The following is an 18517-nucleotide window of genomic DNA, read 5'->3' on the forward strand; positions in this document are numbered from 1 at the left end:
GTCTTCTTCCCTTATTTCCTCGATTTCCTCCGCCTTCTCACTCGGAATGCCGCGTTCACGCCGGGGCTTGGCGGCCGCGCTGCTGGCGGCGTCTGTCCTGCCCGGCGTGGCAAGCGCCCAGGCAGATGCGCCCACTTCGCCGGCCTCGCTGTCCACCAAGACTGCACGCGAAAGCCGGCTGCCCCCGGCCGTGGAGGCGGCGCTTGCGCGCGCCAAGCTGCCGCGCGACGCGGTCTCGGCCCTGGTGGTCGAGGTCGATGGCCGGGCTGCCCCGCGCCTGGACTGGCAAAGCCATGTGGCCATGAACCCCGCCTCGGTCATGAAGCTGGTCACCACCTATGCGGCGCTGGACCAGCTGGGTCCCGCACATGTCTGGCGCACGCCCGTCTTCCTGGGCGGGCCGGTGCAGGACGGCGTGCTGCGCGGGCCGCTGTACATCCAGGGCCAGGGCGATCCCAAGCTCGTGATGGAGCGGCTGTGGCTGATGCTGCGCCGCCTGCAGGGCATGGGCATCAAGGTCATCGTGGGCGACATCGTGCTGGACCGCAGCGCGTTTTCCGTGAGCGGCCATGACGCGGCCACCTTCGACAACGAACCCTGGCGCCCCTACAACGTGGCGCCCGACGCGCTGCTGGTCAACTACAAGGCCGTGACCGTGGGCTTCACGCCCGACGCGGCGGCGGGCGTGGCGCGGCTGCAATACGATCCGCCGCTGGCCGGCATCCAGCAGCAGGAAACCGTGCCACTGGCGCCGGCCGGCAGCGAATGCGGCGACTGGCGCGCCCGGCTGCAGCTGGACATGGCCGACCCGCTGCGCATCGCCTTTGCCGGCCCGTTCCCGGCCAGTTGCGGCGACAAGAGCTGGTCGCTGGCGCCGGCCCAGCCCGAGGCCTTCGCGGCCCGCGCCATCGAGGGCATGTGGCGCGAGCTGGGCGGCAAGCTCACCGGCACCGTGCACGACGGCCGCGTGCCGACCGGGCTGCAGCCAGCATTCCAGAGCGAATCGCCTTCGCTGGCCGAGGTGGTGCGCGACATCAACAAGTACAGCAACAACGTCATGGCCCAGCAGGTGTTCCTGACCATGGGCATGCAGCGTACGGGCGTGGCCAGCTTCGAGTCCTCGCGCCAGGCCCTGGGCCAGTGGTGGCAGGCGCGCTGGGGCGCGGCCGATCAGCCCGTGGCCGACAACGGCGCCGGCCTGAGCCGCGAGGCGCGCATCACCGCCTCCGGCCTGGGCCGCATGCTGCAGCAGGCCTGGGCCTCGCCGGTGATGCCGGAGTTCGTGGCCTCCATGCCCATCGTCGGCGTGGATGGCACGCTGCGCCGCAGCCTCAGCCGGGCCCAGGGCATGGCGCATCTGAAGACCGGCACGCTGCGCGATGCCTCGGCCCTGGCCGGCTATGTGGACGGGGCCAGCGGCCGCCGCTACGTGCTGGTGGCCATGGCCAACCACACCAACGCCCCGGCCGCGCGCGCGGCCTGGGATGCGCTGGTGGACTGGACGGCGCGCGACCGCTGATCGGGCGCCTTCGCGTCTTGTGCAGGGCCTGCTTTCGCAGGCCCTTTTTCATTGTTTTTCCAGCAAGGACGTTGTCCTACCCACGGGCCATGCGGCGGTCCTTATCGTCTGTTCGCCCGCGTGCGAATTGCCTTGTCGGCGTGCGATTTCTATCCGTAGTTGCCCGGTGTCGCCAATGCGCAAGTGTCGTTACGATGGCTTTAGCAAAAAAGCACGGTCGTGCTATTCATAACACTTCACGGAGATTCCATCTTGGCAAATCGTTATCGAATCCTCGCGGCCGCTCTGGCCACGGCCGGCCTGCTGGCCGCTTGCGGCGGCGGCAGCGGCGCCGACACCACTCCCCGCGCCAAGATCACTTCCGTCAAGGTGATGGGCGACAGCCTCTCCGACAGCGGCACCTTCGGCTACAAGTTCACCGTGCAGAACGCCACGCTGACGGGCGCAGGCTCCAACCAGGTCTGGGCCGAGCGCGTGGCGGGCCTGTACAACATCTCCCTGTGCCCGCGCTTCAACGGCACGGCCTTCACGCCCAACACCTCGTGCAACAACTACGCCGTGGGCGGCGGCCGCATCAACTACACCAGCGCGCCCACGGCGCCCATCTCCATCACGCAGCAGATCCTGCTGGCCGGCGCGGCAGGCTTCACGGCCGATGACCTGGCCGTGATCGACGGTGGCGCCAATGACGCGGCCGATGTGATCGGCGCCTTCCTGGCCGCTTCCAGGGACCAGGGCGCCAACTTCAAGGCGCTGCTGTCCACCAAGATCGACGCGGCCACGCTGGGCGCGCTGCTGCAGCAGGGCCAGACCGGCATGGCCCAGGCCGGTGGCCTATACATGCAGAACCTGGCCAAGGGCTTTGTCTCCAGCATCCAGACCAATGTGCTGGGCAAGGGCGCCACGCGCGTGGCCATCCTCAACGTGCCCGCCATCACGCTGACGCCGCGCTTCCAGCTGGTGCTGCAGTCCGTGGCCCAGCAGCAGGGCTCGGCCGCCGCCGCGCAGCTGGAGACCGTGTTCGACGGCTGGGTCAAGGCCTTCAACCAGCAGGTCGCGGCCGGCTTCGCGGGCGAGAGCCGCGTGGCCATCATCGACTTCTACAGCGAGTTCCGCCAGCAGATGGCTGACCCCGCCCAGTACGCCTACACCAACGTGAAAAAGGCGGCCTGCCCTGCCACCGGCGTGGGCGCCGACGGCCTGCCCACCTACAGCTTCCCGACCTGCACCGAGGCCGCGCTGTCCGCCTCCATTCCCGTGGGCGAGACCAGCGCCAACTGGTGGAAGAGCTATGCCTTTGCCGACAGCTTCCACCCCACGCCCTATGGCCACCAGCAAATGAGCCAGCTGGCCTCCCGCACCCTGGCCCGCGCAGGCTGGCTGTGATAGCAGACACGCAGCACGAGGAGACACATCCATGAAGACATTCCTGCGTATCACCGCCGCCGTGGCCATGGCCACGGCCTGCATGGCCGCCACCGCCCAGTCCGCCGGCACCTGGAGCGTGCGCCTGGGCGCCACGCGCATCGATCCCCAGACCAGCAGCGGCTGGCTGAGCACGCCCAGCTTCCCCGACACCCGCGTGGACGTGAAGGCCAACAGCCAGCTCACGGGCGGCGTGACCTACATGGTCACCAACAACTGGGCCATCGACGTGCCCGTGGGCCTGCCGTTCAAGCACGACTTCGTGGGCGATGGCGCCATCTCCGGCACGGGCAAGCTCGGCCGCACCAAGGTGCTGCCCGCCACCGTGTTCGCGCAGTACCGCTTCGGCGAGGCCAACTCCGCCTTCCGCCCCTACCTGGGCCTGGGCGTGACCTATGCCAAGTTCTTCGGCGAGCGCACCACGGCCTCCCTCAACGGCCTGACCGGCGGCACGCTGGCCAACCCCACCACGGCCTCGGTGGACAGCAAGTGGGGCCTGACGCCGCAGATCGGCTTCGTCTACAACTTCAACGAGCGCTGGTTCCTGGACGTGGCCTACTACAAAAGCTTCCTGAAGACCACGGCACACCTGTCCTCGGGCCAGAGCGTGTCGCTCAAGCTCAATCCCAACGTCTACGCCATCGGCATCGGATACCGCTTCTGACAGGTCGCAGTCCCCAAAGAAAAACCAGCCCGCGGGCTGGTTTTTTCATGGAGCGGGCCTGCGCCTACTTGGCCGTGGGCATCACGAATTCCGCGCCCTTGGGCGTGCTCTCGGGCCAGCGCTGCATGATGCTCTTTTGGCGGGTGTAGAAGCGCACGCCTTCCTCGCCGTAGGCGTGCATGTCGCCGAACAGGCTGCGCTTCCAGCCGCCGAAGCCGTGCCAGGCCATGGGAACGGGAATCGGCACGTTGATGCCGACCATGCCGACCTCGATGCGGCGGCCGAACTCGCGCGCCACATTGCCGTCGCGTGTGAAGCAGGCCACGCCGTTGCCGAACTCATGGTCGTTGACCAGCTGCACGGCCTCGGCGAAGTCCTTGGCGCGCACCACGGCCAGCACGGGGCCGAAGATCTCTTCCTTGTAGATGCGCATGTCGGGCGTGACATGGTCGAACAGCGTGCCGCCCAGCCAGAAGCCGCCCGAGGTGTCGGTGCCCGTGGCGGCGCCGGCCGCCTTGCCGTCGAAGCCCCGGCCATCGACCAGCAACTGCGCGCCTTCCTTGACGCCCAGGTCGATGTAGCCGCTGATGCGCTCGTGCGCGGCGCGCGTCACGATGGGGCCCATTTCCGCGGCCAGGTCCTCGCCGTCCAGCACCTTCAGCGCCTTGGTGCGCTCGATCAGGCGCGGCAGCAGCTGGTCGGCCACATCGCCCACCAGCACGGCCACGCTGATGGCCATGCAGCGCTCGCCGGCCGAGCCGTAGCCGGCGCCGATCAGTGCGTCCACGGCCTGCTCGATATCGGCATCGGGCATGACCACCATGTGGTTCTTGGCGCCGCCCAGGGCCTGCACGCGCTTGCCGTGGCGCGCGCCCGTCTCATAGATGTAGTTGGCAATGGGCGTGGAGCCGACAAAGCTCACGGCCTTCACCTGGGGATGCTCGATCAGCGCATCCACTGCTTCCTTGTCGCCCTGGACCACGTTGAACACGCCGTCGGGCAGGCCGGCCTGCTTGAGCAGGTCGGCGATCAGCAGCGAGGGCGTGGGATCGATGGGGCTGGGCTTGAGCACGAAGGTGTTGCCCGCCGCAATGGCCACCGGGAACATCCACATCGGCACCATCACGGGGAAGTTGAACGGCGTCACGCCCGCCACCACGCCCAGCGGCTGGCGCAGCGTCCAGTTGTCGATGCCGGTGGAGACCTGGTCGGTGAAATCGCCCTTGAGCAGCTGCGGGATGCCGCAGGCGAACTCCACGATGTCGATGCCGCGGCTGACCTCGCCCTGCGCATCGGTGAAGACCTTGCCGTGCTCGGCCGTGATGGCGTGGGCCAGTTCGTCCTTGTGCTGGTTGAGCAGTTCGAGGAAGCGGAACATCACGCGCGCCCGGCGCAGCGGCGGCGTGTCGGCCCACTTGGGGAAGGCCGCCTGGGCGGCCGCCACGGCGGCATCGACATCGGCGCGCGAGGCCAGGGCCACGCGGCCCGTGACCTGGCCGGTGGCCGGGTTGGTCACGTCCTGCTCGCGGCCGCTGGCACCTGCCGTGCGCTGGCCGTTGACGTAATGGACGATGGAAGCGAAGGAGGTGTTTGCGGTGTTCATGCCAGCCAGTCTAGGAGTGCGCCTTCGGCCTGCCTAGGCGCTGCGCTTGAATTGATTGTTCATTTTGCTGAACAATCCCTGCATGGCAAATGAAAAACCCGATGCCAAGGCCGAGGCCTTGTGGAGCCACCTGCACTGGCTGGTCGTGCTGGAGCAGCAAGGCAGCTTCACCTCGGCCGCCGCGCGCCTGGGCGTGAGCAAGGCGGCCATGAGCCAGCGCGTGGCCGAGCTGGAGCGCGCGGCCGGCGTGGCCCTGGTCACACGCACCACGCGCAGCGTGCGCCTGACCGAAGCGGGGCAGCGCCTGGTGGACGAGACGCGCGGCGCCTTCGAGCACATCGCCGACAGCTTTGCGGGCGTGCGCGACCTGGCTGCCGAGCCGCGCGGCCTGCTGCGCGTGACCGCGCCCGTGGCCTTCTCGCGCCAGCAGCTCATGCCCCGGCTGCCGGCCTTCCTGCGCGCCCATCCGCAGATCCGGCTGGAGCTGGACCTGTCTGACCACCTGCGCTCGCTGGCGATGGAGGGCTTCGACATCGCCGTGCGCCATGCCTCCACCCCGCCCGAAACCCATGTGGCCTGGGCGCTGGCGCCCACGCGCTCGCTGCTGGTGGCCAGCACGGACTACCTGGCCGCGCACGGCACCCCGGCCACCCCGCAGGACCTGGCCGCGCACCAGTGCCTGCACTACCCGCGCACCCAGGGCGCCATGGCCTGGAGCTTCGTGCCCGCCGATGCCGGTGCGGACGCCGGTGCAGACGCCAGTGCAGACGCAGTACGCACCGTCGTGCCCGTGGCCGGCGGCTTTGCCGCCAACAACAGCGAAATGCTGCGCGACGCCGCCATGGCAGGCCTGGGCATCGCCCTGGTGCCCGACTTCAGCGCCCAATCGGGCCTGGCCTCCGGCCATCTGCGCGAGGTGCTGCCCGGCTGGCGGCCCGTTGATGCCTTCGGCGAACACCTGTTCGCGATACGCCCCTACGCCAGCCACGTGCCGCGCGCGGTGGCGGTGTTCGTGGAGTTCCTGCGGGCGTCGTTTGCGGCGGGGTTCATTCGCTGAGGGTGGCCCCTCAGGCCTTGATCCCCAGCTTGTCCACCAATTGCTTGAACACCGCGTTGTCGCGGTCGATCACGGCCTTGAATTCGGGCTGGTCCAGGTAGCCCTCGCCCATGTTCTGCTTGGCCATGGTTTCGCGCAGGGCGGGGTCCTTGAGGGTCAGGGCCATGGCCTTGCGCAGGGTCTGGACCACGGCGTCGGGCGTGTTGCGGGGCACGGCCAGGCCGCGCCAGCCGCCGATGAGCAGGTCGATGCCGCGCTCCTTGAGCGTGGGCACGGCTTCCCAGCCGGCCTGTATGCGCTGCTCGGCCATGATGGCCAGCGGGCGGATCTTGCCGGCCGCCACATAGGTGGCCACCTCCACGGGCGTGACGGCCACGGCCTCGATGTGGCCGCCCAGCAGGTCGAGCACGGCAGGGTTGGCGCCGCGGTAGGGCGCGTGGTTGAACTTCACGCCCGCCTTGTCCTGCAGCGCGGCGGCGGCCAGGTGGCCCAGCGAGCCCGGGCCGGCATTGCCGATGCGCACGGCGGCCTCGTCCTTGCGCGCGGCGGCGATCAGTTCCTCGATGCTGCGATAGGGCGAGTCGGCACGCACGGCGATGGTGGCGGGGTCGGCATTCAGGCGTGCCACGGGCAGCACGGCGTCGGAGCTGATCTTGGTCAGCCCCATGTGCGGGATCATGGTCAGCTCGACGGTGATGATGCCGATCTTGTAGCCGTCCGGCCGGGCATTGGCCAGTTCGGTCCAGCCCACGGCGCCGCTGGCGCCTGCGCGGTTGAGCACGATCAGGTCCTGCGGCAGGTGCTTGCGCGCCACCTCGGCCAGCGCGCGTGCCAGCACGTCGGTGCCGCCGCCAGCGGCAAAGGGCACGATGAGTTCAATGGGGCGCTGGGGCCAGGCGCCGGCCGGTGCCTGCGCCATGGCGGGCAGGACCGGCGTTGCGGCCAGGGCGGCCAGCGAGTGGATGAATTGGCGGCGGGATGCGAGGGTCATGGCTTGTCTCCGGGATCTTTGTTATGTGGCGATGTCTGTGCTTCAATCCATTTTGATGTTGGCGGCCTTGATCACGCCGCTCCACAGCGCCTGTTCCGAGCGCACGAAGCCTGCGAACTGCTGCGGCGTCATCTCCATGGGCTGTATGCCGATCTCTTCGAGCTTGGCACGCGTTTCGGGGTGGCGCAGGGCGGTGGCCAGGCTTTTGTTCAGGCGCTCGGTGAGCGCGGGGCTCAGGTGGGCGGGGCCGACGAAGCCCTGCCAGGCATAGGCTTCGAAGCCGGGCACGCCGGCTTCGGCCATGGTGGGTACGTCGGGCAGGATGGGCAGGCGCTGGGGCGTGGCCACGGCCAGCACGCGCAGCTTGCCCGCGCGGATGGCCGAGATGCTGGGCGGCAGGTCCACGAACATGGACTGGATCTGTCCCGCCATAAGGTCCTGCAGCGCCGGGGCCGAGCCCTTGTAGGCCACGTGCAGGATCTGGGTGCCCGTGCGCTGCTTGAACAGCTCCAGTGCCACGTGCAGCGGCGAGCCCGGGCCCGACGAGGCCGAGGAGATGCCGCCCGGCTCCTTGCGCGCCATCGCCAGGAATTCCTGCACATTCTTCGCAGGGAAGGACGGATGCACGGCCAGCACTAGCGGCATGCGGCCCAGGCCGCCGATGTAGCTGAAGTCCTTGCCCGCGTCATAGCTCAGGCGCGCATACATGGCGGGGTTGAAGGCCAGCGTGCCTGAGTCGGCCGTGCCCAGCGTGTAGCCATCGGCCGGGGCGCGTGCGATCAGCGTGGCGCCGATGATGCTGGCCGCGCCGGGACGGTTGTCCACCACCACGGGCTGGCCCAGGTCCTTGCCCATCTGCACGGCCAGCTGGCGGGCGATCACGTCGGTGGTGCCGCCCGGTGCGTAGGGCACCACCCATTTGACGGGCTGGGTGGGCCAGGCTGGCGCACTCTGGGAGGACGGGGCTGGGGTGGATTGCGCCTGGGCGGTGCCCATGCCCAGCGTCAGCAGGGCGCAGGAAAGCCAGGCCTGGCGGTGCAGGGCCATTGGGTTGAACAGCATTTTTTGTCTCCGGTGGTTTTTATGGGTGTCTGTTGCGCCGTGCTTCAGCGCGGCCGCAGCATCCATTCGTGCGCGGGGTCGTTGCGGAAGGCCCAGCGCCGCTCGGGCCCGGCCATGGTGTTGAGGTAGTAGAGGTCGTAGCCGTGCGGGGCCACGCAGGGGTGGTAGCCGCGCGGCACCATCACGGTGTCGCGGTGCTCCACCGCCATGGCTTCGTCGATGCTGCGGTCATCGGTGTAGACGCGCTGGAAGGCAAAGCCCTGGCTGGGGTTGAGCAGGTGGAAGTAGGTTTCCTCCAGCACGGTCTCGGCGTCCGGCGCGGCGGGGTCGGCGCTGTCGTGCTTGTGCGGCGGATAGCTGGACGAGTTGCCTGCGGGCGTGATGACCTCGACCACCAGCAGGGACTCGGCCGCCTCGGTCTCGGGCAGGATGTCGCAGACATGGCGCGTGTTGCTGCCCTGGCCGCGCACGCTGCGGCGCATGCTTTCGGGCGCGATCACGCGCGTGGCGTGGCGGCCCGTGGCGGGTGCGGCGCTCAAGGCAATGTCGGCCGGGCCGCGCGCCGTGATGCGCAGGCTTTGGCCGGGCGGCACGTAGACGGCCGTGGGCGCACCCTCCTCGAACACGCTGGCGCGGCTGCCCAGGGCGCTGAACGCCTGGCTGCCGACCTGCACATCCACCTGGCCGGTGAGCACGGTGATGCAGTATTCGAGCGGGCCGGTGGACAGTGCCTCCACCTCGCCTGCCTGCAGCCGCAGGGCCTTGAAGTGGATGTGCTTCCAACCCGCGCTGGCGGGCGTGATGTCTGTGACGACGCGGCCGGGCGCGGCCTTGACGAGAAGGCTCATGCCGCGGCTCCTTCGGTGATGTCCTGGCGCGCGGCCACGCGGCTGGCATCCCAGCCCGCGATCAGCGCGCGGAAGTTGGCGGCGACGGCATCGCGCAGCGCGGCGTCGTCCAGCTCGTTGCGCAGCCACTGCAGCGCGGGTCCGGCCCAGACGCTGCGGCCGATCATGAAACCCTTGACCACGGGCGCCCGCGCCTGGGCAAAGCCCTGCACCAGTTGCTCCACGGGCTGGGACAGGCCCAGGATCACGGCGCCCCGGCACCAGGGATCGCGTTCGTTCACCAGGGCGTCCAGCGCCTCCCAGTTCTCGCGCGCCATGGTGCCGACCTTCCACCATTCGGGCTTGAGGCCCAGGTCGTAGAAATGGCGTATGGCGCGCAGCACGGCCTCGCCCCGGTCGTCGGGTGCCAGGGTGTCCTTTGGCGGGATCACTTCCAGCAGCAGCTCATGGCCGCTGGCGCGCGTGGCGGTCCAGACCTGCTGCAGCCAGGCATCCTGCTCGGCGCGCAGTGCGGGCGTGTCGTCGGGGTGGTAGAAGACCAGGCATTTGACGGTATGGCTTTGCGGCCAGTGCAGCAGCTCGGAAGCCAGCGAGTCCGTGCCGTCAAAGCGCAGCGGGCGCGAGCCCGGCAGCTCGATGGGCCGGCCTATCCACCAGCCGCGTCCCGTGGCGTCGTGCAGCGCGGCCTCGCCCAGGTGATGGCGGCCGTCGATCAGCACGCCCATGCGGCCCGCGTTGCCCGGATCGCGCTCGACCTGGGCGACCACCTCGTTGATCAGCCGCTTGAGCGGGCGCAGCCGCGCGGGCGCTGCGCCGGCCTCGCGCGCCAGATCGTCGAACTGGCTGCGGTGGTCATAGGCCAGCACGCACAGCGCGGGCCACTGCGGCCGCGCCCGGCTGACGCGGTGCAGGTGGGACAGCTCGGGGTCCTGGTCGGGACGCGGATGGCGGTGGCCCGAGAACCAGTGCGCCAGCTCGGCCTGCGTGGGCATGGCCGGCGCGCAGCCATGGCGCGAGACCACGATGGCTCCGCAGGCGTTGGCAATCGCCGCAGATTCCTCCAGGCTCTTGCCGCGCAGCAGCCCGGACAGCAGGCCCGAGGCAAAGGCATCGCCCGCGCCCAGCACATTGAGCACTTCCACGCGCTCGCCCAGCACCGTGGGCGCATCGGCGATCGCATCGGGCACCTCGCCCTCGATCAGCGAGCAGCCCAGCGGCCCGCGCTTGACCACGAAGACGGCGCGGCTGCATTCGCGCACGCGGCGCAGGCTGGCGATCAGGTCGCCCTCCACGCCGCCGGCGATCAGCCATTCCTCTTCGGTGCCGATGATGAGTTCGAACTGGCCCAGCTCGGCCTGCAGCCTGCGGCTGACCTCGGCGCTGGCCACATAGCGTGTCTCGCCATCGCCCCGTCCGGCCAGGCCCCACAGCACGGGCCGGTAGTCGATGTCCAGCACGCGCACCAGGCCGTGGCGGCCAGCCATCTCCAGTGCCTTGCGGCTGGCGGCCAGCACGCCGGGTGCGCTCAGGTGGGTGCCCGTGATGGCCAGGCAGCGGCAGCGGGCCAGGAACGCCTCGCTGATGGCTGCGGCGTCCAGGGCCATGTCGGCGCAGTTCTCGCGGGCGAAGAGCAGGGGGAAGGTCTCCTGGTCCTTGATGCCCAGCAGCACCATGCCGGTCAGGCGCTGGGCATCGACCTGCACCTGGCTGGTGTCGCAGCCCTCGCGGCGCAGCGTCTCGACCAGGAAGCGGCCATTTTGTTCATCGCCCACGCGCGAAATCATGGCCGAGCGCAGCCCCAGGCGCGCCGTGCCGAAAGCCATGTTGCCCGAGGAGCCGCCCAGGTACTTGGCAAAGCTGCTGGCCTCCTTCAGGCTGCAGCCGATCTGCTGCGCGTAAAGGTCCACGGCCAGTCGGCCCAGGCAGGCCACGTCCAGCGGCCGGTCGGAGGGAAAGTTCAGCATGCTCATCGTCATAGGCCTGTGCGTTGCGGACACCCACGTGCGGGCCTGTCCATAATCGTTGCGTGCATGCGATCATAGATCGAAATAGAAAAAGTTTTCCATATATATGAAAAATAGAAAAACCCTTGGCGATGCAGGCGCCCCCTCGCTGGCCGGCCCCTACGCTGACCGCGCCGCCTTCCTCACCGTGCTGCGCGAAGGCTTCGAGGCCCTGAGCCGCCAGCTCAAGGCCATCGGCCGCCATGTGGAAATGCAGGGTGATCGCCTGGCCTTCGACGGCATCCAGGCCACGGCCGAGCAATGTGGCGTGCAGCCTTCGGCCGTGGTGCGCTTTGCCAAGCATTTCGGGTTCTCGGGGTACTCGGAACTGCAGGCGCTGTTCCGCGCCGATGCGGCGCGCCAGCTCTCGGCCCAGCATGACTACCAGGATCGCATCCGGGGCCTGATCGCCTCGGGCAACGAGCCACGCAGCAGCGCGCGCCTGGCGCACGAGGTCATCGAAGGCAGCATCGAAAGCCTGCAGGCCCTGCAGCGCGGTCTGCCGCCCGAGCAGTTCGAGGCGGCGGTGGACCTCATGCTGGATGCCCCCTCGCTGTGGCTGGCCGCCTCGCGCCGGGCCTTCCCCGTCGGCGCCTACCTGGCCTATGCGCTGCAGCACACCGAAAAGCCCGTGCACTGGCTGCACGGCCTGGGCGCCATGCAAAAGGGCGAGCTGCGCGCGCTGGCGCCCGGCGACGTGATGCTGGCCGTCTCCTTCGAGCCCTATGCGCCCGAAACGCTGGAAATGGTGGACGCGGCCCTGGCACGCGGCGCGCGCCTGCTGGCGCTGACCGACAGCCAGCTCAGCCCCCTGGCATCCCGCGCCACCGTCACCTTGCTGGCCCAGGACGCAGCCACTTTCGGCTTTCGCTCGCTGACCAGCACGCTGACCCTGGCGCAGTCGCTGTTCCTGGCGCTGGCCTACCGGATGGAGCTGGCGTACGAGCCGTCCCGCAAGCCTTAGAAGAGGGTGTTGGTGTCAGCCGGCCGCCGCCGCGCGCAGCAGCCGGTCGCGCACGCCTTCCCAGTCCGGCGTGTCGGGCGGGGTCTCGATCCAGATCAGCCTGGCGCCGACTTCATCGAAGTCGCGCAGGGCGCCGAACAGCTCGCGCGCGGTGGCGGCGGCGTCGGCGGGCATGGCGCGCAGCGTGACGGCGCGCGATGCAGTGCGCAGCGGTGTGCGGTGGTAGACGGCCAGGTTCCTGGCGTCGGCGCCCAGCACGTCCAGCCCGGCCTGCAGCTGCTTTGCGTCCATGAGGCGCACCTGGGCGTTGGGCGCGTAGTGGGCCAGCAGGGTGCCGGAGGCGCGTGGCGTGTTTTCCTGCAGCTCTTCCTTGGACAGGGGGCGCTGGCCGCAGGCGCGCTCGATATCGTCGCGCGTGATGGCGCCGGGGCGCAGCAGCACGGGCACGCCGCGCGTGCAGTCCACGATGGTCGATTCAATCCCCACTTCGCAGGCGCCGCCGTCCAGCACCAGCAGCGTGTCGCCGAACTCGCCGGCCACATGGGCCGCCGTGGTGGGGCTGACGCGGCCGAACTTGTTGGCGCTGGGCGCCGACACGCCCCAGACGGGCGGCTGCAGCTGCTGGCAGGCGGCCAGCACGGCATGGGCGACGGGATGGGAGGGGCAGCGCAGGCCCACGCTGTCCTGGCCGCCGGTCGAGGCCCGGGCGGCCTGGGGCAGGCGCGGCAGGATCAGGGTCAGCGGGCCGGGCCAGAAGGCGTCGATCAGCTGCTGCGCGAACAGCGGCACTTCACGTGCGTAGCGCGTGATGGCGCCGCTGTCGGCCACATGCACGATGAGCGGATGGTTGGGCGGCCTGCCCTTGGCGGTGAAGATCTGCGCGACGGCCGCGTCGTTGTCGGCGTCGGCCGCTAGGCCGTAGACGGTTTCCGTGGGCAGGCCCAGCAGTTCGCCGCGCTGCAGCGCCTGTGCGGCGGCCTGGACAGAGGCCGCCAGCGTTCCATCAAGAATCATCGCGTGGGCCTTCAGAACGGCTCTATGCCCAGGATGGCAGCGGCCTGCAGCGCCACAGCGCGCACCGCTTCGGGCGTGGGTCCGGTGACGTTCAGGTGGCCCATCTTGCGGCCGCGCTTGGCGTCGTGCTTGCCGTACAGGTGCAGGTGACAGCCGGGCAGGGCCAGGACCTGGTCCCAGGCCGGCGCCTTGGCCTGTTCGCCGTCCTTGAACCACAGGTCGCCCAGCAGGTTCAGCATGATGGACGGGCTGTGCTGGCGCGGCTGCGTCAGCGGCAGGCCGGTCATGCAGCGCACCTGCAGCTCGAACTGCGAGACATCGCAGGCGTTCTGGCTGTAGTGGCCGCTGTTGTGCGGGCGCGGCGCGATCTCGTTGACCACGAGCATGCCGTCCTGCAGCACGAAGAATTCGACGCAGAGAACGCCCACGTAGTCCAGGCCGTCGGCCACGGAACGCGCGGCGGCCAGCGCCTGCTCGACCTGGGCCTGCGGCAGGTTGCCTTCGTAGACCTCGGTGACGGAGAGGATGCCTTCGCGGTGCAGGTTGCGCTGCACGGGCAGGTTGACCATGGAGCCGTCACGGCCGCGCGCCACGATGACCGAGCATTCATGGGCCAGCGGCAGCATTTTTTCCAGCACGCAGGCCACGCGGCCCAGTTGCTCCCAGGCGGTGGCCAGCTCGGCGGCGTTCTTCACGCGCACCTGGCCCTTGCCGTCGTAGCCCATGCGGGCGGTCTTGAGGATGCCGGGCAGCAGGCTGGCGTGCACGGCCGCCAGCTGGGCGGGCGTCTCGATCACCGCATAGGGCGCGCAGGGCACGCCGCAGCGCACGAAGTGGGCCTTCTCCTGGGCGCGGTCCTGGGCAATGGCCACGGAGGAGCCAGCCGGCGAGACCGGCCGCTGGGCGGCCAGCAGGTTCAGCGCCGCGGCGGGCACGTTCTCGAATTCGGTGGTGACGGCGGCCGACAGGCGCGCCAGTTCGGCCAGACCCTGCGGGTCTTCGTAGCCGGTACGGATGTGGTGGTGGCTGACCAGGCCGGCAGGGCTGGTCGGGTCGGCGTCGAGCACGGCCGTGAAATAGCCCATGGCCTGGGCCGATTGCACGAACATGCGGCCCAGCTGGCCGCCACCCAGCACGCCCAGCGTGGCGCCCGGCAGGATCACATCTGCGCTCATACGGCCACCGGGGGAAGCGTCATCGCGCGCGCTGCGGCGGTCTGCTCGGCGCGGAAGGCTTCGAGCCTGGTGCGCAGGGCCGGGTCCTCATTGGCCAGCAGGGCCACGGCGAAGAGGGCCGCATTGGCCGCACCGGCCGCGCCGATGGCGAAGGTGGCCACGGGCACGCCCTTGGGCATCTGCACGATGGAGTGCAGCGAGTCCACTCCCTGCAGGTGGCGGCTGGCCACGGGCACGCCGAGCACGGGCACCACGGTCTTGGCGGCAATCATGCCGGGCAAGTGGGCAGCGCCCCCCGCACCCGCGATGATGGCCTTCAGGCCCCGGCCGGCAGCGGCCTCGGCGTAGGCGAACATGTCGTCGGGCATGCGGTGGGCCGAGACGACCTGGGCTTCATGGGCGATGCCAAATTGCTGAAGAATGGCAACTGCGTGCTGCATGGTCTCCCAGTCGCTGCTGGAGCCCATGACCACACCGATCTGGATGGAGTTCATGTCGTGAGGGCGCCTGCGGCCCGGCCTAGTGGAACCCGCGATTTTACTTTTTTAGTCCTAATTCGCGTAATCCATGCGCCAAATCACCGCACAGCCGTGTGCTGCTCGCGCGCAAAACCCAGCACGCGCTGGCGAAACACATGGGTCAGCCAGGCCAGGGCCAGCCCCACCTGCACGGCCAGCGACAGCCACATTCCGCTGGTGACGGGCTTTGTCAGGCCGGCTGCCAGCGGTTGGGCCAGCACGGCGGCATCGGCCCCGGCCAGGCCAAAGGCCAGCAGCGGCAGCACGATGTTGACCAGCAGCCAGGTGACGGCAAACGCGGCCAGCGGCGACTTGATGCGCCCGGCCAGCAGGGAAAAGCCCGTGGCCAGCGCGGCATCGCGCAGCAACTGCGCCGTGGCCAGCGCCGCCAGTTGGGCCGCGCCCGGCACGATGGGCTGGCCGCCCGCGGGCCACAGCAGCCACAGCGCGCAGGCCAGCACGGCCAGCAGCCAGCTCACGGGCCACAGCGGCAGCGCTTCGAGCGCGCCACGCCAGCGCCCCTGCAGCACGCACCACTGCACCTGGCGCCAGCTGCGCAGGCCCTCGTCCATGCCGTGCAGGCAGACATAGGCCGTGCCCGCCAGCGCCAGCCCGGTGGTCCAAGCGAAGAAAGAGGCCGGGCCGGGGCCCTGCAACTGCATTGCATCGAGGTGCATGCCTCCAAAGGCCAGGCCCGCCACGCACAGGCCCAGCGGCCAGGCCCAGGGCAGGGTGCGCACATCCAGCCGCGTGCACAGCAGCCGCCACAGGGCCAGCAGGCCCAGCCCCAGCGCGATGGCGCCGAACAGGTAGATGGCGCCGCGCCCGTGCAGCGGCACGGACCACCACAGCACAGGGCGGCCTTCTTCGCGGCCCAGCTGCTCGGTCAACCGGCCCAGGATGGGTCCGGGCAGCACCATCACGAACAGCAGCGGCACCAGCACGAAGCGGATGCGGCGCGCGGGCTGCTCCTTCGGCCCCCAGCCCATGAGCACGGAGTGCATGCTCCAGGCCTGCAGGGCCAGGCCCCACAGCACGGCCTGCAGCACGGCGTGCACGCCCCAGGCCAGCCCGCCCGGCTGGCCCGCCGAGGTGGCCAGCACGGCAAGCGCGCACCACAGCATGTACAGCCAGGCCGCCAGCGGGGCGCCCAGCAGCTTGCCCCAGGCCATCTGCCAGGGCGTCAGGGCCGACAGGCGCTGCCAGTCCCAGGTGTGCTGGTGCGCCTCTTCGTTGAGGCCGCGCCCGGCCAGCACGCTGCCCAGGCCGGCCGCGGCGATCCACATGCCGATCAGGGCAGCGACCAGCAGGGCATGCAGGCGGTCTTCGGGCTGGACCAGAACCATTGGCGTGGCCAGCAGCAAGGCGGTGAGCAGCAGGCTCCAGCCCAGTTGGGCGGGCCGCCAGTTGAGCCAGAGTTGGCGCTGGAATTCCGGGTTGTGCGTCATGGCTGCTCCGCAGGGGTGAGGGGGGCTGCGGCCTGCAGGCCGCGTGCGTAGCGGTCCTGCAGGCGCTCGCGCACAGGCGCCAGGCTGGCCACGGGCAGGCCGGCGCCAACCAGGCGTGCCAGCAGATCGGCGCGTTCGCGCGGCGGCGTGGGCAGCCAAAGCTGCAGATGCACCAGGCCCTGGTCATCGGGCGGCGGCACAGGGGTGTCGGGAAGGACCTGGTGCAGCTGCCGCGCCAGCGACCCGGCCGAGGCGCCCGGGGGCGGTGCCAGCTCCAGCGCGTACAGCGCCAGCGGCACATCGCCGCCGGCGGCCGGCGCCTGAATGCCGCCGTGCAGGGCCTCGTGGCTTTCCACGCGGCCGCCGCGCAGGCTCAGGATGTGGGTGCAGTACTCGTCGAGTTCGCTGAGGATGTGGCTGGAGACGATCAGGGTCATGCCCTGGGCCTGCAGCGCCCGCATCAGCTGGGACAGGCTGGCGCGGGCCTCGGGGTCCAGGCCGCTGGCCGGCTCGTCCAGCAGCAGCACGCGCGGCTGGTGGACGATGGCCTGGCCAATGGCCACGCGCTGGCGCTGGCCGCGAGACAGCTCGGTGGGCAGGCGCTCCAGCAGATCGGCCAGGCCCAGCTGCCCGGCCACGTGCGCCACGCGCTGGGGCGCCTCGGACGGGGGCGCGCCCATGGACAGGGCCGCGTACTGCAGGCAGCGCCGCACGCTCAGGCGGTCATAGAGGCCGAAGAAATCCGACAGATAGCCCAGGTGCCGGTGCACTTCGCGGGGCTGCTCCTGCACCGCAATGCCATGCACCTCGACCTGGCCCGACAGCGGCTGGTCCAGCCCGGCGATGCAGCGCATCAGCGTGGATTTTCCGGCGCCGTTGGGCCCCACCAGGGCCGTGACGGTGCCTGCGGCGATATGGACGCTGACGCCATCGAGCGCGCGGTGGCCTGGGTACTCGAACACCAGCTGCGAAACCTTGATCAAGGCGAGCCCTCCCTCATTGCGTTGATGGCAGGCCGCAATGGCGGCACAGCGCGCCAATATAGCCCAGCGCTGCCGCGCCGCGCCCTCGGCCGGGCGGCTTGAAATGCGCGCAGCCTGCTCCCATCTGGGGTGGCTGCCGCCCAGGGCGTTCACGCCCTGGGCCTTGGAATTGCTGGAGAATCACACGGTCCGTATCGGAGGCATTCGGCCGCCGAACTCCGAACCGCCACAGTCCGCGCGCCCTGGCCGCGCGCCTTGCCACAGGGTCTGATCACATGATTGATGTCACCATTGAGAATTTCGAAGCCGAAGTCGTCGCCGCCTCCATGCAGGTGCCGGTGCTCGTCGACTTCTGGGCGCCCTGGTGCGGCCCGTGCAAGACGCTGGGCCCCATCCTGGAAAAGCTCGAAGTGGCCTACGAAGGCCGCTTCAAGCTGGTCAAGATCGACTCCGACCAGGAGCAGCAACTGGCCGGCATGTTCGGCATCCGCTCCATCCCGACCTGCATTCTGATGATGGGCGGCCGCCCCGTGGACGGCTTCATGGGCGCCCAGCCCGAAGGCAAGCTGCGCGAGTTCCTCGACAAGCACCTGCCCTCGGAAGGCGAGCTGGCCGCCGAGGCCGAAGCCGACGAGGCCCACCAGTTGCTGGAAGCCGGCGACACCCAGGCCGCCCTGCAAAAGCTGGCCGACGCCCTGGCCGCCGACCCGGCCAACGACGATGCGCGCTTCGACTACGTGCGCCTGCTGATCGCCACGGGCGGCTACGAAGAGGCCGGCGCCCTGCTGGCCGAGCCGCTCAAGCGCATTCCCCAGGCCACGCGCTTCGAGGCGCTCAACCAGTGGCTGCAGTGCATGCTGTTCGTGCACAACGACGAGCGTGGCAACTGGGAGTTTGCGCAGTTCGACGCCGTCATCGCGCAGAACAAGCGCGACTTCGACACCCGCTTCGGCAAGGCCCGGGCCCTGGCCGCCGAAGGCCAATGGGCCGCCAGCATGGACGAACTGCTGGAAATCATCATGCGCGACAAGGATTGGAACGGCCAGGCCGCGCGCAAGCTCTACGTGGGCATCCTGGAGCTGCTCACGCCCCCGAAGCCCAAGAAGCAGGACGCCATCCCCGGCAAGAGCAGCGGCGGCATCGAGCTGCTGGGCAAGGCTGGCGCCGAGCAGGACGAAGCCACGCAACTGGTCAACAGCTACCGCCGCAAGCTCAGCATGGCGCTGAACTGAGACCGGCGCTG

16 protein-coding genes are annotated in these 18517 nt (G+C 69.8%); 6 read left to right on the forward strand and 10 right to left on the reverse strand.

Features of this window, described 5'->3' with window-relative positions:
• Nucleotides 1-46: 46 nt before the first annotated feature.
• From dacB to DA1_RS25705, 3 genes are all read left to right on the forward strand, one after another.
• Nucleotides 47-1519 carry a D-alanyl-D-alanine carboxypeptidase/D-alanyl-D-alanine endopeptidase gene (dacB, locus tag DA1_RS25695; RefSeq protein WP_373861126.1) on the forward strand — a complete coding sequence of 491 codons (1473 nt, stop codon included), beginning with the start codon at nt 47-49 and terminating at the stop codon, nt 1517-1519.
• 252 nt (nt 1520-1771) lie between these two features.
• Nucleotides 1772-2905 carry an SGNH/GDSL hydrolase family protein gene (locus tag DA1_RS25700; RefSeq protein ID WP_034389890.1) on the forward strand — a complete coding sequence of 378 codons (1134 nt, stop codon included), beginning with the start codon at nt 1772-1774 and terminating at the stop codon, nt 2903-2905.
• Between the two features lie 31 nt (nt 2906-2936).
• Nucleotides 2937-3608 (forward strand): OmpW/AlkL family protein, encoded by a 672-nt coding sequence (locus tag DA1_RS25705; protein WP_034389891.1) that lies wholly within the window; start codon nt 2937-2939, stop codon nt 3606-3608.
• Between the two features lie 64 nt (nt 3609-3672).
• Here DA1_RS25705 and DA1_RS25710 read toward each other — a convergent pair whose 3' ends face one another.
• Complete coding sequence (locus DA1_RS25710) at nt 3673-5211, reverse strand: CoA-acylating methylmalonate-semialdehyde dehydrogenase (RefSeq protein ID WP_034389893.1); 1539 nt, start codon at nt 5209-5211, stop codon at nt 3673-3675.
• An 82-nt stretch (nt 5212-5293) separates the two neighbouring features.
• Between DA1_RS25710 and DA1_RS25715 the strand changes: the two genes are divergently transcribed.
• Nucleotides 5294-6268 (forward strand): LysR family transcriptional regulator, encoded by a 975-nt coding sequence (locus DA1_RS25715; RefSeq protein ID WP_034398090.1) that lies wholly within the window; start codon nt 5294-5296, stop codon nt 6266-6268.
• A 10-nt stretch (nt 6269-6278) separates the two neighbouring features.
• Here the strand turns inward: DA1_RS25715 and DA1_RS25720 are convergent, their stop codons facing one another.
• The 4 genes from DA1_RS25720 to DA1_RS25735 are packed head-to-tail and all read right to left on the reverse strand — an operon-like array spanning nt 6279 to nt 11139.
• Nucleotides 6279-7259, reverse strand: a complete 981-nt coding sequence (locus DA1_RS25720) for a Bug family tripartite tricarboxylate transporter substrate binding protein (RefSeq protein WP_034389895.1) — start codon at nt 7257-7259, stop codon at nt 6279-6281.
• A gap of 42 nt (nt 7260-7301) precedes the next feature.
• On the reverse strand, nt 7302-8321 hold the full coding sequence (locus DA1_RS25725) for a Bug family tripartite tricarboxylate transporter substrate binding protein (RefSeq protein WP_034398091.1): 1020 nt from the start codon (nt 8319-8321) through the stop codon (nt 7302-7304).
• Nucleotides 8322-8365: 44 nt separating this feature from the next.
• Complete coding sequence (gene iolB, locus DA1_RS25730; protein ID WP_034389896.1) at nt 8366-9169, reverse strand: 5-deoxy-glucuronate isomerase; 804 nt, start codon at nt 9167-9169, stop codon at nt 8366-8368.
• On the reverse strand, nt 9166-11139 hold the full coding sequence (locus tag DA1_RS25735; protein ID WP_034389897.1) for a bifunctional 5-dehydro-2-deoxygluconokinase/5-dehydro-2-deoxyphosphogluconate aldolase: 1974 nt from the start codon (nt 11137-11139) through the stop codon (nt 9166-9168). Before DA1_RS25735 ends, iolB begins: the two co-directional genes overlap by 4 nt.
• Nucleotides 11140-11239: 100 nt before the next feature.
• On the opposite strand from DA1_RS25735, the gene DA1_RS25740 reads away from it, so the two are divergent.
• Nucleotides 11240-12136, forward strand: coding sequence for a MurR/RpiR family transcriptional regulator (locus DA1_RS25740; RefSeq protein WP_034389901.1), 897 nt, complete (start codon nt 11240-11242; stop codon nt 12134-12136).
• Between the two features lie 15 nt (nt 12137-12151).
• Here the strand turns inward: DA1_RS25740 and DA1_RS25745 are convergent, their stop codons facing one another.
• The 5 genes from DA1_RS25745 to DA1_RS25765 all read right to left on the reverse strand — a co-directional run bounded on the left by DA1_RS25745 (nt 12152) and on the right by DA1_RS25765 (nt 17274).
• On the reverse strand, nt 12152-13150 hold the full coding sequence (locus tag DA1_RS25745; protein WP_034389903.1) for an L-threonylcarbamoyladenylate synthase: 999 nt from the start codon (nt 13148-13150) through the stop codon (nt 12152-12154).
• Nucleotides 13151-13161: 11 nt separating this feature from the next.
• On the reverse strand, nt 13162-14325 hold the full coding sequence (locus tag DA1_RS25750; RefSeq protein ID WP_034389905.1) for a 5-(carboxyamino)imidazole ribonucleotide synthase: 1164 nt from the start codon (nt 14323-14325) through the stop codon (nt 13162-13164).
• Nucleotides 14322-14819, reverse strand: coding sequence for a 5-(carboxyamino)imidazole ribonucleotide mutase (gene purE / locus DA1_RS25755; RefSeq protein WP_012202922.1), 498 nt, complete (start codon nt 14817-14819; stop codon nt 14322-14324). The genes DA1_RS25750 and purE overlap by 4 nt, the downstream gene beginning before the upstream one ends.
• 83 nt (nt 14820-14902) lie before the next feature.
• Nucleotides 14903-16291: a hypothetical protein gene (locus DA1_RS25760; protein WP_034389907.1), complete on the reverse strand. Its 1389-nt coding sequence runs from the start codon at nt 16289-16291 to the stop codon at nt 14903-14905.
• Nucleotides 16288-17274 (reverse strand): ABC transporter ATP-binding protein, encoded by a 987-nt coding sequence (locus DA1_RS25765; RefSeq protein WP_034389909.1) that lies wholly within the window; start codon nt 17272-17274, stop codon nt 16288-16290. The genes DA1_RS25760 and DA1_RS25765 overlap by 4 nt, the downstream gene beginning before the upstream one ends.
• Before the next feature lie 275 nt (nt 17275-17549).
• Between DA1_RS25765 and trxA the strand changes: the two genes are divergently transcribed.
• Complete coding sequence (gene trxA, locus DA1_RS25770) at nt 17550-18506, forward strand: thioredoxin (protein ID WP_012202925.1); 957 nt, start codon at nt 17550-17552, stop codon at nt 18504-18506.
• Nucleotides 18507-18517: the final 11 nt, after the last annotated feature.

Source organism: Delftia acidovorans NBRC 14950 (assembly GCF_001598795.1).
Taxonomy (GTDB): domain Bacteria; phylum Pseudomonadota; class Gammaproteobacteria; order Burkholderiales; family Burkholderiaceae_C; genus Comamonas; species Comamonas acidovorans.